The following is a 16,528-nucleotide window of genomic DNA, read 5'->3' as shown; positions in this document are numbered from 1 at the left end:
TGCTATGATAAAGAACTATTTCAAAATCGCATTTCGCAACCTTTGGCGTTACAAAGCGTATTCGCTCTTAAATATTTCCGGGCTATCCATCGGTCTGTTATCAAGCATCCTGATACTGCTATGGGTTGCCAACGAACGGAGCTACGACCGTTTCCACGAAAACGCGTCGAAAATCTACCGGATTACAAGCAGTCTATCCGAAGACTTCAGGGCTGCAGTGGCGCCTCCCCCGCTTGCTCCGGAGCTGCTCGAAAAGCTGCCCGCTGTCGACAATTACTTGCGGTTTAGCCATCCGGTAAAGTACACGTTTGAACATGAGGGCAATCGCTTTGAGGAAAAAGGGGGCTTTTACGTCGACAGTACATTCTGGGACTTTTTTTCATTCGCATTGGTAGACGGAGAAAAACAACACTCGTTCAACATGCCAAACGCCATCCTGATCACAGAAAGCATGGCCAGAAAGTATTTCGGGCATACCGAGGTCGTTGGCCAATCCTTGATACAGGAAAATAAACGGCCGTTGACCATCACGGCAGTACTCGCCGACCTTCCCAGCAACTCCCACCTGCAATTCGACTACCTGCTCCCGATGGAACAGATCGAACACGACAGCTGGATGCACGATGCGAAACAGGATTGGCGGAATTTTGTCAACTATGCATACCTCAAGATGGATGACTCGTTTGTCCATACTGAAGCTTCCGTTGATCATATCGAGCGGCAAGTACAGGAAATCTTCTGGGCACACGTGGATGGCTCGATGCTAAAAACAACGTTCAAACTTCAGCCATTGGGCGACATCCACTTGCACTCCACCAACCTGCAGGTAGACTTGGCAGGACGTAGCAACAGCCGGTATGTGGATACCCTGTTCATGGTCGCGGTCTTCATGCTGGTCGTTGCGTGCATCAATTTCATGAATCTCTCCACGGCGCGATCGGCCCGCCGGGCAAAGGAAGTAGGACTAAGGAAAGTCGTTGGTGCCGAACGGGTGCAACTCATCGCCCAGTTCATGGGTGAGTCACTCCTGATCACGTTCGTGTCTCTTTTCATTGCAATAGGGTTGGTGTGGTTGGCATTGCCCGGCTTCAATACACTCATCGGCAAGACGTTGGAAATCCGCCTGTTTGATATCAACATATTAGCCGCTATGTTAGGCATCGCGCTGCTCACGGGATTGATCTCGGGAAGTTATCCGGCTTTGTACCTATCGGGCTTTGTCCCTGCGAGCGTACTCAAAGGCGCGCCGACTGCGGGCAAAAATGGTCATGCCGTGTTTAGAAACACGTTGGTGGTTGTGCAGTTTGTCGTGTCCATATTCCTCTTGGTTGGAACAATCGTCATCTATAAACAGCTCAGCTTTGTGAAGAACCGAAACCTTGGTTTTGACAAATCCAACCTGGTCTATGTAGAAATGAACGGTGAAGTGTGGGGTAAGCAGGCTGCCTACAAAGATGCATTGGCCAACCATCCGCTAACATCGGATTTCACCGTCATTGATATGCTGCCATCGAATCTGAAAAGCGGCACCGTAGACTTTCAATACGAGGGAAAGGATCCCGATTCGGAGCTGATTGTGCCCATGATGGACGTAGGGGAGAACTTTATCGAGGTATTTGATATGGAAATGGTGGCAGGGCGGCCTTTCTCCAAACAACACAACGACTCGAGCAATTACATCATCAATGAAAAATTGGCGGGCATTATCGGATATGCTCCTGAAGAGGCGATCGGCAAGCCGTTCGCTTTATGGGGGAACAAAGGGCAGATCATCGGGGTGGTGAAGGACTTCAATTTCAAGCCCGCTACCCAAGCCATCGAACCCCTGATACTTTCTTATAACAATTGGGGCGGAATGTTCGTGGTCAAGGCAAAACCACAGCAACTGGAGGCTACCCTTAGCGCATTGGAGAAAATCAACGCTGATATCAATCCCAATTTCCCTTTTTCGTACGGGTTTGTTGACCAGGAGTTGGACAAACTATACGAAAGTGAACACCGGCTGAGCAACCTGTTTTACCTATTTGCCGCGTTGGGTGTTTTTATTTCCTGCCTTGGCCTATACGGGTTATCTGCTTTCATGGCCGAAAAACGCATCAAGGAAATAGGCATCCGTAAGGTATTAGGGTCGTCGGTCACTGGCATAGTCTATTTGCTGACAAAAAATTTCATCGGCTTGTTGGCTTTGGCCGTGGCCATCTCGATTCCCTTGGCATGGTACGGTGCATCCAAGTGGTTGGATAGCTTTGCCTATCGGATCGACATCAACTGGACGATTTTCGGCGTAGCAGCTTGCTTGGCTTTCATCGTCGCGCTGGTGACTGTCAGTTATGAATCCATCAAAGCTGCAACGGCCAATCCGGTGGATTCGTTGAGGGATGAGTGATTGGTGACGGCCGGCCAGCGGTGAGTGATGGATTGCCGTTGGCTGGTGAGAACGGAGAACGATACTGGAACAACGGGCGAAGGAACAAGGATAAATGAACAAAGACGTTTGCGACTAATGACGAACAACGGCAGGTCACGGAACACTGTTCATTGACCACCGAACACTGAACACTGAATAAAATGATCAAGAATTATTTCACAATCGCCCTGCGAAATCTCTGGAGGACCAGGGGCTACAGCGCACTCAACGTTTTCGGCCTTGCCGTGGGCATAGCCGCGGCATCGCTTATTTTCCTTTGGATTGCCGACGAAATGGGATACGACAACCATTTTCTCGACAAGGAACATATCTACATCACCAAATCAAAACAGGGCGGGGATGCCCACTCCGGCCTCTTAGGTCCGGCAATGAAGGCCGATATCCCCGGAATCAAACACGTTGCACGGGCAAATTGGAGGGGCTCATATTTATTCACGGTAGGCGACAACGGCATTTACCAGAACGGTCACATTGCCGACCCCGAATTTATGGATATTTTCTCTTTGGAATTTGTAGAAGGCAGCAAGGCCACGGCCATGGATAGCCCTAATGACCTGGTCATCTCGCAATCTGCCGCCAAACGTCTCTTCGGCGACGTGCCCGCACTTGGCAAATCGGTGCGCGTCAACGGGAAGGAGGACTATATGGTCTCCGGCGTGGTAAAAGACTTGCCTACCAACAGCACGATCCAGTTTGACTGGCTTGTGCCATTCGAAACGTTTGAAAAAGAAAACGCCTGGGTAAGGGATTGGCGCAATGCCGTGGTCATGACTTATGTCCGGCTGGAACCCACAGCAGCTATAGCTGACGTAAACCGCATGCTCAATGATTTGGTCTCGCGTAAAACAGGTAATGCCGATGCTGGCAATTTCCTCTATCCGATGGAGCGCTTGCGGCTGTACAATAGTTTCGACGAGGAGGGCAACGAACAGGAAGGCCGCATGAAGTATGTCCGGCTGTTTAGCCTGATTGCGTGGGTGGTACTGGTGATTGCCTGCATCAATTTCATGAACCTTGCCACCGCACGTTCTGAAAAACGCGCCAAGGAAGTCAGCATGCGCAAGGTCGTCGGTGCATCAAAAGTCTCGCTCATCGGCCGTTTTCTGGGAGAGTCAATTATCCTGGCGGCGATAGCCGGCTTGCTGGCGATTGGACTCATTTTTTTAACTATCGGCGCGTTCAACAGCCTGGTCGAGAAGGAATTGGTGGTCGACCTGCTTAAACCCTCTCACCGCTACTTTCTCATCAGCATCGTTTTGGCCTGCGGCATCCTGTCGGGCATATATCCCGCATTTTACCTTTCCGCATTCAATCCGATAACGACGCTGAAAGGGGCCAAACAAAATGTGGGCGCGACAGGGTTTATACGGCGTGGGTTGGTGATATTGCAATATACCGCCTCGATTACACTCATCATCTGCACGGTCGTCATCTTCCAGCAGATCCAGCATGTGAAAGGCCGCGACCTGGGGTTTGAACGCAGCCAGGTGGTCACCGTGCCGTTACGTGGTGAAATGACCAAGCGCTACGATGCCATTAAACAACAACTCATGGCCACGGGTAATGTGGAAAGTATCGGGTTGAGCAGCGGAAGCGTCCTTCATATCGGGGTACGGACCGGCATGGACTGGGCAGGGAAGGACCCAAACGAACAGGTGACGTTGTACTACCAATGGGCCGATGATGGTTTTATCCCGACGATGGGCATGGAACTGGCGGATGGCCGTAACTTCCGGCCAGGGATGCTGGGCGACAGCAGCAGTATCATCATCAATGAAGCTTTCGCTAAACATATAAGCCCTGACGGCAAGGCCGCCGGGAAAACGGTATATTGGGACGGCGATCCGTACCTCGTCGCCGGGGTGGTGAAAGACTTTATATACAATGATGTTTATGCGCCTGCGGCACCGGTTTTCTTCCGTCCTTTTAACCTATCGGGAGGGCTATTGAACATCAAGACGAGTGTGGGTGCGGATCTCCCGAAAACCGTTTCCCAGATTGAAGAAATCATGAAGGTGAATAATCCGGGTTACCCGTTCGAATATGGTTTTCTGGATGAACAGTTCAATGAGATATTCAAGTCCGAGATGCTTATCCAGAAACTGGCGGGCGTATTTGCCATGCTGTCCATCATCATCTCCTGCCTCGGCCTGTTCGGCCTCGCGGCTTTCACTGCCGAACGGCGTACCAAGGAGATGGGCATCCGCAAGGTGCTCGGTGCATCCGTTGCGTCCTTGGTGGGATTGCTCAACCGTGAATTTGTCGTGCTCGTACTGATTTCGTGCACCGTGGCATTTTCGGTCGCGTGGTGGGTCATGAGCGATTGGCTGGGCAACTACCAATACCGCACCGACCTGCATTGGTGGGTGTTCGGGCTGGCAGGTGTGGGTGCACTGCTTATTGCCCTTGTTACCGTGAGTTCGCAGGCCGTCAGGGCGGCACTTGCCAATCCTGTGGAATCATTGCGCGATGAGTGATGAAATGGGATAAAGAATAGGAAAACCATCCGCCAAAGCGGATAGCTAAAATCTCAAAAAGTAAACAAAATGCTTACAAACCACTTCAAAATCGCCTGGCGCAACCTCGTGCGGGGCAAGGTATTTTCTGCCATCAACATTATGGGCCTAGCCCTTGGGTTAACCGCCTTTCTCTTGCTTGCGCTATACGTAAACGACGAGCTGAATTATGATCGCTTCCATGAAAAGGCCGATCGGATTTACCGGGTGTCCCGGGAGTTCCTGTCCGACGATGGGTCGACAAGCCTGCACCTGGCCCAGCTGGCCCCACCTTATGGGCCGTTAATTGCGCAGGATTTCCCCGAAATAGAACGCGTAGTGCGGACGCTGCAGACGAGTGCAACCATTCGGTACGGCGAAAACGTGTTCAACGAAGATCGGATATTTTTTGCCGAGGATGGCTTCTTTGACGTTTTCACCGTGGATGTGACCCGAGGGGATGCCCATACGGCCCTGAAAGATCCGTATACTATACTCATGTCGGCTCCCACGGCCAAAAAATATTTCGGCGACACGGATCCTGTAGGTAAGACCGTGCGTGTAAACAACCAGGCGGAATTCATGGTATCGGGGGTATTCGCCTCCCTGCCGTCCCAGTCGACCATGCACCCTGATATGCTGATATCGTTCGCTACACTGAACGACGAGGCCATCTACGGCACGGAGAACCTTCGGACCAACTGGGGCAATAATGCCTTCAACACCTACCTGCTGCTCCCTGAAGGGTACACCCCCCAGCGATTAATCGATGCCTTTCCGGCCTTTCAGGACAAACATATGGGCGAACATACGTCGAAGTATTCGTTATTGCACCTGATGAAGCTAACGGACATCCACCTACATTCGCATACCGACTCGGAAATCGAACCTACATCGGATATCCGGTACGTATATTTCTTTTCGGCCATCGCGCTTTTCATCCTCATCATCGCCTGCATTAATTACATGAACCTCACCACGGCCCGTTCGGCCAAGCGGGCCAAAGAGGTGGGCATGCGCAAGGTGGTGGGCGCCCTACGCGGCCAACTAATTCGGCAGTTTCTGGCCGAATCGCTCTTGTACACGATTATTGCCACTGCGCTGTCGGTTGCGTTGGTGGCGATTGGCTTGCCGTTGCTGAATGACCTTTCGGGGAAGAGCCTTTCCTTTGCGGAGGTGCTGACACCTACCTTTGCGTTGGTCCTCCTGGGCATCTCGGCGTTTACCGCACTGGTGGCGGGCAGCTACCCTGCTTTTTTCCTCACGGCTTTCCAGCCCATCAAGGTGTTCAAGGGCAAAGTGGCTACGGATGTCAAGAAAGGCGTGCTGCAGCAGGTACTCGTCACCGTTCAGTTTTCCATAGCCGTGCTGCTGATTAGCTGCACCATCATTGTATACCAACAGATGCAACATATACAAGATTTCAAGCTGGGCTACTCCAAGGAACAGGTGGTGCTGATGCCTGCTGCCGGCGACTCAACGTCCTTTGCGTCCTTCAGGCAGCAGTTGCTCCAGCATAACACCGTTATGGATATCGGCCGTTCTTCACGCATCCCCACCAGCAGGTTGCTGGACGGCCAGGGGGCCTCGGTAACGCGGGGCGGCGAGCTGGCACCGGTAGGTGCCATCATCAAGGGATTGGCCATCGATGAACGGTTTATTCCTACCTACCAAATCGAGCTAGCGGCTGGGCGCAATTTCTCCAATGCGCGTCCGTCTGACCGAACCGGCGCCTTCCTGCTCAACGAAGCGGCTGTAAAAATGCTGGGATGGGCTACTCCCGAGGAGGCCATTGGGAACACGTTTGCCTATGGCGACGCGAAGGGTACGATTATCGGCGTGACCAAAAATTTCCATTTTGAATCGCTGCACCAGCAGGTGGTGCCGTTGACGATGGGTATGCAGACGGCGGGCTATTCCTGGTGGACAGTTCGTCTCACGGAGGGTGACGCCAGAACCGCCCTGAGCCATCTGGAAGCCGTCTGGAAAGCCCACTTTCCGGACAACCCCTTCCGCTATGAATTTCTGGACGACCGGTTCGGCGCGCTGTACGAGCGGGAACAGACACAGCAACTGCTTTTCGGTATTTTCGCCGGTATCGCCATCTTTATCTCATGCCTGGGGCTTTTGGGACTATCCATGTACATAGCCGAACTGCGCACCAAGGAAATCGGCATTCGCAAGGTGCTGGGCGCTTCTGTAAGCAGTGTCGTGCAATTGCTCTCGAAAGATTTCCTTAAGCTGGTGTTTTTTGCCATCGGCATCGCGGCCCCTCTGGCTTGGTGGCTCATGAACAAGTGGCTGGAAGATTTTGCCTACCGTATCGACGCCCAGTGGTGGATGTTTGCCATGGCCGGAGCCGTGGCCGTGGTGATTGCATTGGCGACAGTTAGCTGGCAGGCCATCCGCGCAGCGGTGGCCAATCCGGTGGACAGCCTTAGGGATGAATGATTTTTGCAATAAGCCAGAAAGATGATCAAGAACTATTTCAAAACCACATTGCGCCACCTCTGGCGCAACCGTCTCTTTACCGCATTGAATATGCTGGGCCTCGCCATCGGCATCAGTGCCTGCTGGATGATTTACCGCATCGTTGACCACGAGTTCAGCTATGATGCTAAATTACCCAATAAGGAAAACATCTATCAAGTCATCTCCGCTTTTTCCAGCGATAGCAAGATGGGTGGGGTGGGCGCGCCACTGTACCAGGGGATACGCGCGGAAATCCCGGGATTGGAACAGGTGGTCCCCGTATTTTACCAATGGGTGAACAGCGCTGAAATCAAACGTGATGACAATGAAATTTTTGTAAAGGAAGATCCGCAAAAGGTGATCGCCACGGATGTTTCTTATTTTAACATGCTGCCGTATACGTGGCTTGCGGGAGACAAGGCAACAGCGCTGAATGCACCGGGAAATGTGGTGCTTACCCAAAGCCGGGCCAAAGAGTATTTCCCAGGAGCCAATCCGGAGCACATCGTGGGCCAAACCATCCAGTATTACGGACGGGATACCGTGCGGCGGACCGTAACCGGCGTGGTGGCCGATTACGACATGCCTTCCGAATTTACCGCGCAGGAGTTTTTTGCTTTGCGTGAGCAAACGTACGAAATGTATATGTGGACCAACACCAACGGCAGTGATAAACTTTTCCTGCAACTCAAACCGGAAACGGATGTGGAAGCCACATTGCAACTGATCAACGAGCTTGATACGCGGCATTGGAGAGCTTTTGCGGAAGAACGGGGAAGTGAGCTGCAACGGGGTAAAACCTATGAGCTGCTGCCCGTAAATGACATTCATTTCGCGACCGGTGTAAGCGACTATTTCGGTGTCCCCAAGACGAGCAAGCCGGTGCTGTACGGCCTGGTCGGTATCGGCGCCTTTCTGCTGATCCTCGCCTGCATCAACTACATCAACATGAGCGTGGCGCAGATTCCTGTGCGGGCGAAGGAGATAGGCGTACGGAAGACGCTTGGCGGAGGCCGGTCGCACCTGATCGCCCAGTTTCTAAGTGAAACAGCGGTAACCGCTTTTATCGCCTCCATCCTTGCTTTCGCGTTCAGCCGATTGGGGTTTGTGGTATTGGATGACATCATTCCGGCAGGCGCGACACCCTACGGTGGCGTTTTGCTATTTTTTGTCTTCACGCTCGGCGTGGTGTTGTTCATCACCGTGTGCGCCGGCCTCTACCCGAGTTGGCTCATTGCGAAGGTAAAAACCGTCGTCGTCTTGAAAAATTCCAAACTGAGCGCACTGCCGGGCCGGTTCAGCCTGCAAAAAGTGCTGATTGTTTTCCAGTTTTTCATTGCGCTGGTCTTTATCACGTGTACGATTATCGTCGGTGCGCAATTGCGTCATACACTGAAAGCCGATATGGGGTTCAACAAAGACGCTATTGTGCTGGTGAGTGTCCCCTGGAAATACGTGAGCGATCCACGCTACCGCGACAAGCAATTCACGTTATTGGGCGAGCTCCGGAACATCCCGGGGGTCGAAAATGCTGCATTGGGAACAATTCCGCTCGCTCCGGGAGGTTCATTTGCGCCGTTTCAGCATGACGCCGCCGGAGAGCATATGGTGGAAAGGAAATGGATAGACTCGGCCTACCTGGGTTTGTACGGGATGGAACTGCTGGCCGGGCGCAACATCCGCCAGACTGACACCGTCAGTGAATACATCATCAACGAGTCTGCTGCCAGACTCTTTGGCTTCGCCACGCCTCAGGATGCCATCGGCCAGCCATTTGCGCAACGAGGCAACAGCCAGCACGCCATCGTAGGGGTGGTGAAAGATTTCCATACGCTGGATTTTTATACACCGATCGGGCCACTGGCATTGATGTCGGAAAAAAGCCAGCTGTATACGTTCAACATCAAGCTGAACGGCCGGAGTCCGGGGCAATGGCAGGCAACGCTAAATGCCGTGGCGGAGCAATGGAGCAGTTTTTATCCGGCCCATTCGTTTCAATACCGCTTCTATGACGAAGCACTGCAGGCGCTGTACCAGCAGGAACGGCAGATCGCCAAACTGATCAACCTGGCCACGGCAATTGCGATCTTTGTCAGCTGTCTTGGCCTGTTTGGCCTGGCTACGCTCACGGCCTTCCAACGCACCAAAGAAATCGGTATCCGCAAGGTTCTGGGCGCGTCCGTAGCAAGTATCGTCCGATTATTTTCGCTGGACTACGTAAAACTGATTGCCATTGCGCTGGTGATCGCTTCACCCCTTGCCTGGTGGGCGATGAGTGAATGGCTGGAGGATTTTGCCTACCGAATCGACATCGCGTGGTGGATGTTTGCCTTGGCTGGTTTGTCCGCAATAGTGATTGCCCTACTCACGGTGAGCTGGCAAGTGATACGGGCGGCCGTGGCCAATCCTGTGGATGCACTGCGGGATGAATAAATGGGTCGGCAGCGACGATTTATCTTCACCATGAAGGCTTTATCGGCTCTCCTTGCATATTGTCGAAAAACGCCGAACCCGTAGCAATATCCCTTTAGCTTTGCTAAAAATGGATACGATAATGAAAAAGAAAGCTATTGACTCGCCCAGCGATTATATGGAGATGTTTGCGCGCTTGGCTGAAGCACGTGCGTCCATGCATAAGCAACAGGAGGCATCAGCGATGCCCAAGCACGATGTCCCCGTTAAGCAAATCAACGCAGAGCGGTTCCACGACTTCCCGCCATTGGAAGCTCATTTATTTTCTTTGCTTGCCCTCGACTAGATGAGACACTTCATAAACGTCTTGGCTTCGTTGGCGAGGGCGACGAAACCGGTTTGGGCTGGCCTCTGCCTATTGCTGCCCCTTTTTGCCGTGACCGGGTACGGGCAAACGAAGGAACAGGGCACCAGGGGAAACTATCCTATGCAAATTGACCTCCCCTTGCTGGATATGCCTTTCCAACGGGATGCGACACTGGCCGGGGAACTGTTTGATAGCTACTCCATGCAGCAGGCACTTGCCGTAACCCAGAACCTGCACCGTGTAAACTACCACTTCAACAACAAGCTCTGGCACGGCATCATCCGCCCTGACAGCAAACGGAAGCATGTGTATAACCGCATTGCTGCCAATGTTACTTCGGGGTTGGTTGACTATGTATTCACTTATTACGGGGTGGTATTTTCAGCCCAATGGCTGCATGAGGAGTTTCATCGAGCCGGATTGACCATACGGGGCCTTTCCTCGTACGACGAAACGTATAACCGCCTCAACGGTGGATTGGCCAACGGCTCCGTAAGCCGCGTAAAAGACGAAGACCTCATCCGGATGAAAAAAGATGCTCCCCAAGAGTTGGTACGCAGTTTTGCTGCTGGAATCGAAAGTGAATTTTTACTGTTACGGGGGCTGCAAAAGGATAATTTTTTCGGTGGCGCTAAGCATGCTAACATTGCACTGAACATCCTACTGACAAAGCACGCCATCGACTATGTAAACCAGTTCAAACGGATCGGCTACAATGCGAGCATCGACAGTATGAACGCTCATGGGCTGGCGGTGGCCGACCGCGACTTCGTGGGATGGGACTTTACGCCGTGGGTGTACGACCTGCACCGCCCGGACGAACCATATGAAGCACGGGGACGGCACCCGAGCGGGGTGGGAATAGACCGCGCTATCAAAACGACGGCGCTGACCGGCGAAGAACTCCGGTATTTGAAGCGAATGGGCAATCTGCAATACCTCAACTTCGTCTCACCCTTCCTGATCGGCATTAACCGCATCCGGTTAAATGACCAGACCGCATTCAACGTTGCGGTAAGGCACTACCTCAATTCGTTTGGATATGACCTGACGGCCGACTTTTTTATCGACCACCGGGATAAACAATATCTCTTCAGCCTGCATGGGTACCGCAATAAACATCGCTTACTACCGGGCATTGAGATGGAACGGAGCCCTCATGCGTTTGACCTAATGGGTGACGACCGCTTATTACTGCAGCCGATGGCAATGCTGTGGCTGCAACCAGGTGAATTTTATGACCGTAGGGCTAGGCCGGGCGGACTGCTGCGGTTGCAGGGGGCTTATTCGCTTGGCAACACCTGGCGTGTGGTCGCTACGGCCGAAGCCAAAACCGCGGGCTGGGTGGCGGGCAATCCTTACCTCGACGCGAAAGCGAGCCTCCGCCTCGGGATAGCGGCCTTTTTCCATGCCAACAACAGGCGCACTACAGTGTTGATGTGATGCGTATCGCTTCGAATCCGGGTGGTCGTCCAGCCAATATTACGAGGCGTCTTTATCCACCAGTCAGAAATTTGGCCAAGATACGTTTCAGTTCAGCAATATCGCCGAATTGCCGCATCAGCCGATCGAGATAATCCGCAGGCACACGCTGATAGGTTTGAACATGCTGGGCTTCGGACCAACCCTGTTTTGCCGTCTCGAATGCTGCGGGATGGCTTCGGTGCAGGTTGGTAAATGCGGCAGCCATCTGCTCCTGCTCCGCATCAGAAAACCGGCTACTCACCAACACCGGACCCAGCGGTATCTCCGGAGATTTCCAGACCAGCCGGATAGGGCGATTGGTGGTATCGCGCACAAAATCGGCATAAGCAATGCTACCGATTGCGCCAAGATCGGCTTTGCCCATGGCTACTTGCCCGGCTGCGGCCTGATGGGTGCCGCCGTATACCACCGTCTTGAATTGCTGCTCGGGGTACGCGATGCCCAAGGCAGATAGTGCCATACGCGGCACCAGGTTGCCTGAGGTGGAGCCTTCGCTGACCAACAGCAGCGAAAGTTCGGAAGCATAACGCACGATATCGGCCGAGTCAGCTATAAGACCGCCCTGCGGTGCGATGAAAATGCAGCGGTAATTGTCTCCCACGCCACCCGTGGGTGGCTGCCACACGACCAACGGCGGCATGCCTGTCGCAGCCGCGGAATCGGCCGCCAGCAGCAGGTACCCGAACGTATTGATAAATGCCAGGTCCACTTCATCCCGCTGGATGGCATCCACCAACTCGCGGACGCCTGCGTAGCTGGCCACCTTTGCGGTCTGGCCGATGGCTGCGGCGACGACATTAGCCGCCGGACGGATGTTGTTCTCCCGGCTGTTGCCGGCATATTGATAGGTTGCGACGCGCAATTGGGCGATCCCCTGCATGGGGGTTAAACACCACAACAGAAACAGTAGGTGACTAATCCGTGACATGTAACAAATCTTCAATGACATCCTTGCGGTTCCCACCGCCATAATTGGAAAACAGCACGACAGCCATCTGCCGGTCGGGAAAATAAATCAGATTGGCATCTACGCCCAGCGAGCTGCCATTCATCCCGTAACCGGAAAACGGTCCCACTTTCCACAGCTCGATACCCAAGCCATATCCGCAATCATCGCAACCAGGAGCTTCAGCAATCGTGGTCATCGCCTCCAGCGACGGCGCGCTTAGCAACCGGCCGTCAAACAGGGCTTGGCTGAAAGTGAGCAGATCTGCCGCCGTGCTGATAATGCCGGCGGCAGGATCACCGTCGCCGTCGGCCGCATCCCAACGTGTGACGTCATAGATGCGGTTTCCACTGCGATTATATCCCCGGGCGACATTGGGGTCGGCTCGCCTGGCCAGGTAGGTATCCACAAGCCCCAAGGGCACGAATACTTGTTCCTGCAGGTTTTCAGCAAACGGCTTGTCCGTAGCGGCTTCCACCATCCACTCCAGCACCCAATATCCGGCATTGCTGTAATAAGTGCTGCTTCCGGGGGGATGTTTAAGCGGCTTGCCATAAATAAACTGCTGCAGGCGTTGCCGTGTGGTGAGATCTGCAAAATAACCCGGATTATTGATCAATCCCAGCTGGTAGTTCATGTCATCATCGGTAGGGTGTCCTAATCCGCTGGTATGGTTCAGCAGCTGCCGGATGGTTATTTCATCTGCCCGGGGAAGCTGGCCGCGCAATCCAGGCAGGTGCGTAGTGATCTTGTCGTCCAGCCCGAGCAGCCCGGCCTCCGCCAGCTTTAGGACAACAGTGGCTGTAAACAGCTTGGTAACGCTACCGATCCGAAACGGTGTACAGGCATCCATCGCCGACTGATGGGCCAGGTTGCTGTATCCCGCTGCGCCTACCCAAGGGGCTTGGCCGATTTGCTTGACACCGACAATACTTCCGGGTGCTGCCGTCTGTTCTTGATATGTATGTAGCAGCTGGCTATACTGCTGGTGCTGGGGATGGTTGGTGTATCGTGCCGAGCATGGGCTGTAATCCGGCAGCGGAATCTCTTCCTGCTGGCAGGACATAACCCCCAACACCGTACAAGCGACCATCCTCCATGAGTTAAACCGTCGGATATTCATTATAGGCTATTCATTTTTAAGCCGACCTGAAAAAGCTGGTGCGGCAGGATGGTGGAACTGGAATTAATGAATGGCGAATCGACATAAAATCCGTAGCTGGCATAAGGCACAAATTTCCCGAACCGATGGCCATAGCTGGCGGCGGCGGCCCCGACCCATTTTCCCTGGAATATCTTTGCGTGATAATGGCCTCCGCCGGTACGATAGACGGGGCTGGCAGGGCGGAATAGGTTATATCCCCCGCCTACGCCTAAGCTGACGACGGCGTTCCCGTGTACATACTTAGGGCCAAATTGCGTGGTCAACATGTTGCTCGTGCCGAACGATCGGTTCGTTGAAAGTGCATAATCTACCGAATGGAAAAAGGCGATACGTCCCCGACTGCCATAATGATATTCTGCGCCGATTTGTATTCCGGGATTAATGCCGTACTTGAAGCCGGAAACTCCGGGCAAGGCAATCTGTTCCATGAACAGTCCGACCTTCAGCCAGACTCCCCTTTGGGACATTGCTTGACCTGAAGCCCCTGTGCCGCTGATCAAGCAAGCCAGTACAGAGGCTGTCATTACCCGGATGCAGCGGCTTATGCGGTGATATCTCATCGTATTAAATCATTCCGGTTATAACGATGCCGAGATTTGCTTACTTGTAAGGCTCCAGCGCCGCGACCAATTCGCGGTAGTCTTTTCGCGTCAGCCCCGGCCCATCGGTAATTTCCCATAGCGCACCCTGAATCAGCGTATAGATAAGCTGCCACTCGGGAGTTTCATAATCTTCGTCGAAGAGTTCCTGCGGATTGTAATGCTGGGTAAGCCGTAGCTTGGGGTAGTCTTTCAGCAAATCCAGCAGCTTGCGGATGTTCGGGTCTGTGGTGACCACGCCGGGTTCGTACATATCCTTACCGATGGGATAGTCCTGCGTGTCCCACTGCTGGTTTTCTTCCCACGGGAAGGCCATGGAATAGTTGAGGCACCCCAAGCCGAGGTACACGGTGGTGGTGTCTGCGGGCGTGCTTACGTCTACATAGGTGGGCGGCACCTGGAGACGCACAGTGGATGTGAGGATACCGTTCTGCGTGCGTCCTTCGTGTTTGAACAGGCAAATGAGCCCTCCCGGTATCTCAACGGTCACCGTTACATTCAAGCGGTTAATAAAATTTACGTCTGCATAAAACGTGTTCAGGCTGCCGTGCAGCAGTCCGAGGTCCGGATTGAACGGCTTGTCCGGCCGGGCTACCACCTCGATGCCTTCGGGCAGCTGCCAGGGCGTCCCTGCGGGAATGCCTTCCGTATCGCCGAATCCCGGCTGGTCTTTCGATGAAGGGATGACGATATCCCAATCGTTTCCCTCTTCCAGTGGATCAGGCAAGTCTGGCCCCTCCCCTTTGCTGCACCCTGCCAGCAGCAACAGTACCAAAAGATAATGCGGCACCCTATTCATCTTCATTAACGTAATCATGCTATTTTACAATTTGATAAATTCTACCCTTCTGTTTTGTGCGCGGCCCGCTGCGGTTTGGTTGTCAGCTACCGGCTCCACCTCGCCCTTGCCACTGGCTTCCAGCCGGGCGCCGTCTATTTGGTGCTGGGCCTGCAGCGCTTCTTTCACCGCGGCAGCTCTCCGCTCACTCAGCGCCTGGTTGGCGGCGTCGTCACCCACGGCATCGGTATGGCCCACAATGTGAACACGGATATCCGGGTGCTGCGTAAGCACCGCAGCGATGGATTTGAGCACCCCGGCGGATTCAGGCTTGATGGTGGCCGAACCGGTGTCAAACAAAATGCCTGTGGTGCTGAACCTGCCCTCTTCTACCAGCTTGTGCCGGGTATCTGGCAATCCCCTGGCTATTTTGATGTTGCCGACGTATACGCCTATCTGTTCGTCTTCATACGGGCTGCTGCCCAGTTGGAAAAACAATTGGTTGAGCTGGCCATCTTTCGGAATGCCCTTGGGTACATCGTATAACTTCTCGCCATCCACCCAGAGGCGCAGCCGCTCCTTTTGCACCTGAATCGCCACGTGCGATGATTTGCCGTACCAGCTGCGGGCGACCTTGTTCTTGTTAGGCGGACTGTAAAAGTGGCGGGTATACTTCTCATAACTCTCCAGCATCAGGTTGGCGGCATCCGACAACGGCGATATTTCCAAGTAAAATGACTTGTCGCCCTTCGGGTCGGACAGCAGCTTGTTGGCGGTTGTCGACTCGGCCCCGGATGCCAACAGACCAAGTTTGAATGAGGGAGGCAGCCAGCCCTTGAAATCAATTTGCAGCACCATGTCAAACTCCACCGTAAAATCGGGCCCGAATGCCTGCTCGTTGTCCGTCAATACCACGGTGCGCTGCGCCATGCGCAGCCATTGGCCCCGCAGTCCATCCAGCGAGACCACCACCGAGCTGCCGTTGCTGTTCCATCCGGTTGGCAATTCGCCGATGGCCTCCCCGCTGAAGTCGTTGGCGTACAATACCGAGTCACCAGGCACGAAATCGTACCTGCTGAAGGCGTGGATGGCAGTCTGCTTGTTGGCAGCCGTATCCGGCCCGGGCGCAGCGGATGCGCCGTCTGTTCCGGGGGTATTTCCATCCGGCTTAGCCGTTGCCGATTCGATGGCTTTATCCATCCCTTTCGATACCGCCTTGTCGGTCTCGTTCAATACTTTCTGGGTGGCGGTCTGCTCCGCTCTGTTCTTTATTTTGTTCAGGATAGACTGGGCCTGTATAGGAAGGGGCATGATGCCGAATACGATTCCTATAGCTGCGGCAATCGCCGCTGTTGTTCGTTGTAAACACTTCATAACACGG

At 53.6% G+C, this 16,528-nt stretch carries 11 protein-coding genes; 6 read left to right on the top strand and 5 right to left on the bottom strand.

Annotation, left to right across the window (positions count from 1 at the left end; all coding sequences use genetic code 11):
• The first annotated feature begins 4 nt into the window (after positions 1–4).
• The 6 genes from JHJ32_RS14455 (at position 5) to JHJ32_RS14430 (ending at position 11,617) form a co-directional block, all read left to right on the top strand.
• Positions 5–2,386 (top strand): ABC transporter permease, encoded by a 2,382-nt coding sequence (locus tag JHJ32_RS14455; protein WP_200121417.1) that lies wholly within the window; start codon positions 5–7, stop codon positions 2,384–2,386.
• 182 nt (positions 2,387–2,568) lie between these two features.
• The gene (locus JHJ32_RS14450) at positions 2,569–4,905 is read left to right on the top strand and encodes an ABC transporter permease (RefSeq protein ID WP_200121416.1); all 2,337 of its coding nucleotides are present in this window, start codon (positions 2,569–2,571) and stop codon (positions 4,903–4,905) included.
• Between the two features lie 69 nt (positions 4,906–4,974).
• The gene (locus tag JHJ32_RS14445) at positions 4,975–7,374 is read left to right on the top strand and encodes an ABC transporter permease (protein ID WP_200121415.1); all 2,400 of its coding nucleotides are present in this window, start codon (positions 4,975–4,977) and stop codon (positions 7,372–7,374) included.
• A 21-nt stretch (positions 7,375–7,395) separates the two neighbouring features.
• Positions 7,396–9,828 carry an ABC transporter permease gene (locus JHJ32_RS14440; protein WP_200121414.1) on the top strand — a complete coding sequence of 811 codons (2,433 nt, stop codon included), beginning with the start codon at positions 7,396–7,398 and terminating at the stop codon, positions 9,826–9,828.
• A gap of 121 nt (positions 9,829–9,949) precedes the next feature.
• Positions 9,950–10,153, top strand: coding sequence for a hypothetical protein (locus tag JHJ32_RS14435; protein ID WP_139378737.1), 204 nt, complete (start codon positions 9,950–9,952; stop codon positions 10,151–10,153).
• Positions 10,154–11,617, top strand: coding sequence for a hypothetical protein (locus JHJ32_RS14430; protein WP_200121413.1), 1,464 nt, complete (start codon positions 10,154–10,156; stop codon positions 11,615–11,617).
• Between the two features lie 52 nt (positions 11,618–11,669).
• Here the strand turns inward: JHJ32_RS14430 and JHJ32_RS14425 are convergent, their stop codons facing one another.
• Genes JHJ32_RS14425 through JHJ32_RS14405 form a run of 5 tightly spaced genes read right to left on the bottom strand, consistent with a single transcriptional unit; the run spans position 11,670 to position 16,521 of the window.
• On the bottom strand, positions 11,670–12,587 hold the full coding sequence (locus JHJ32_RS14425) for a phosphate/phosphite/phosphonate ABC transporter substrate-binding protein (protein WP_200121412.1): 918 nt from the start codon (positions 12,585–12,587) through the stop codon (positions 11,670–11,672).
• Positions 12,574–13,728: a serine hydrolase gene (locus tag JHJ32_RS14420; RefSeq protein WP_233632666.1), complete on the bottom strand. Its 1,155-nt coding sequence runs from the start codon at positions 13,726–13,728 to the stop codon at positions 12,574–12,576. The genes JHJ32_RS14425 and JHJ32_RS14420 overlap by 14 nt, the downstream gene beginning before the upstream one ends.
• On the bottom strand, positions 13,728–14,330 hold the full coding sequence (locus tag JHJ32_RS14415; protein ID WP_090974364.1) for a hypothetical protein: 603 nt from the start codon (positions 14,328–14,330) through the stop codon (positions 13,728–13,730). Before JHJ32_RS14415 ends, JHJ32_RS14420 begins: the two co-directional genes overlap by 1 nt.
• Before the next feature lie 40 nt (positions 14,331–14,370).
• On the bottom strand, positions 14,371–15,186 hold the full coding sequence (locus JHJ32_RS14410) for a hypothetical protein (RefSeq protein ID WP_139378738.1): 816 nt from the start codon (positions 15,184–15,186) through the stop codon (positions 14,371–14,373).
• 6 nt (positions 15,187–15,192) lie between these two features.
• Positions 15,193–16,521, bottom strand: a complete 1,329-nt coding sequence (locus tag JHJ32_RS14405; RefSeq protein WP_200121410.1) for an OmpA family protein — start codon at positions 16,519–16,521, stop codon at positions 15,193–15,195.
• Between the last annotated feature and the right edge of the window lie 7 nt (positions 16,522–16,528).

Source organism: Parapedobacter sp. ISTM3 (assembly GCF_016533505.1).
Lineage (GTDB): Bacteria > Bacteroidota > Bacteroidia > Sphingobacteriales > Sphingobacteriaceae > Parapedobacter > Parapedobacter luteus.
This window is presented reverse-complemented; position numbering and strand designations above follow the sequence as displayed.

Bases quoted from the DNA above. Each gene is read 5' to 3' on its own strand.
- JHJ32_RS14455 (WP_200121417.1), top strand. From the start codon at position 5: ATGATAAAGAACTATTTCAAAATCGCATTTCGCAACCTTTGGCGTTAC.
- JHJ32_RS14450 (WP_200121416.1), top strand. From the start codon at position 2,569: ATGATCAAGAATTATTTCACAATCGCCCTGCGAAATCTCTGGAGGACC.
- JHJ32_RS14445 (WP_200121415.1), top strand. From the start codon at position 4,975: ATGCTTACAAACCACTTCAAAATCGCCTGGCGCAACCTCGTGCGGGGC.
- JHJ32_RS14440 (WP_200121414.1), top strand. From the start codon at position 7,396: ATGATCAAGAACTATTTCAAAACCACATTGCGCCACCTCTGGCGCAAC.
- JHJ32_RS14435 (WP_139378737.1), top strand. From the start codon at position 9,950: ATGAAAAAGAAAGCTATTGACTCGCCCAGCGATTATATGGAGATGTTT.
- JHJ32_RS14430 (WP_200121413.1), top strand. From the start codon at position 10,154: ATGAGACACTTCATAAACGTCTTGGCTTCGTTGGCGAGGGCGACGAAA.
- JHJ32_RS14425 (WP_200121412.1), bottom strand. From the start codon at position 12,587: ATGTCACGGATTAGTCACCTACTGTTTCTGTTGTGGTGTTTAACCCCC.
- JHJ32_RS14420 (WP_233632666.1), bottom strand. From the start codon at position 13,728: ATGAATATCCGACGGTTTAACTCATGGAGGATGGTCGCTTGTACGGTG.
- JHJ32_RS14415 (WP_090974364.1), bottom strand. From the start codon at position 14,330: ATGAGATATCACCGCATAAGCCGCTGCATCCGGGTAATGACAGCCTCT.
- JHJ32_RS14410 (WP_139378738.1), bottom strand. From the start codon at position 15,186: ATGATTACGTTAATGAAGATGAATAGGGTGCCGCATTATCTTTTGGTA.
- JHJ32_RS14405 (WP_200121410.1), bottom strand. From the start codon at position 16,521: ATGAAGTGTTTACAACGAACAACAGCGGCGATTGCCGCAGCTATAGGA.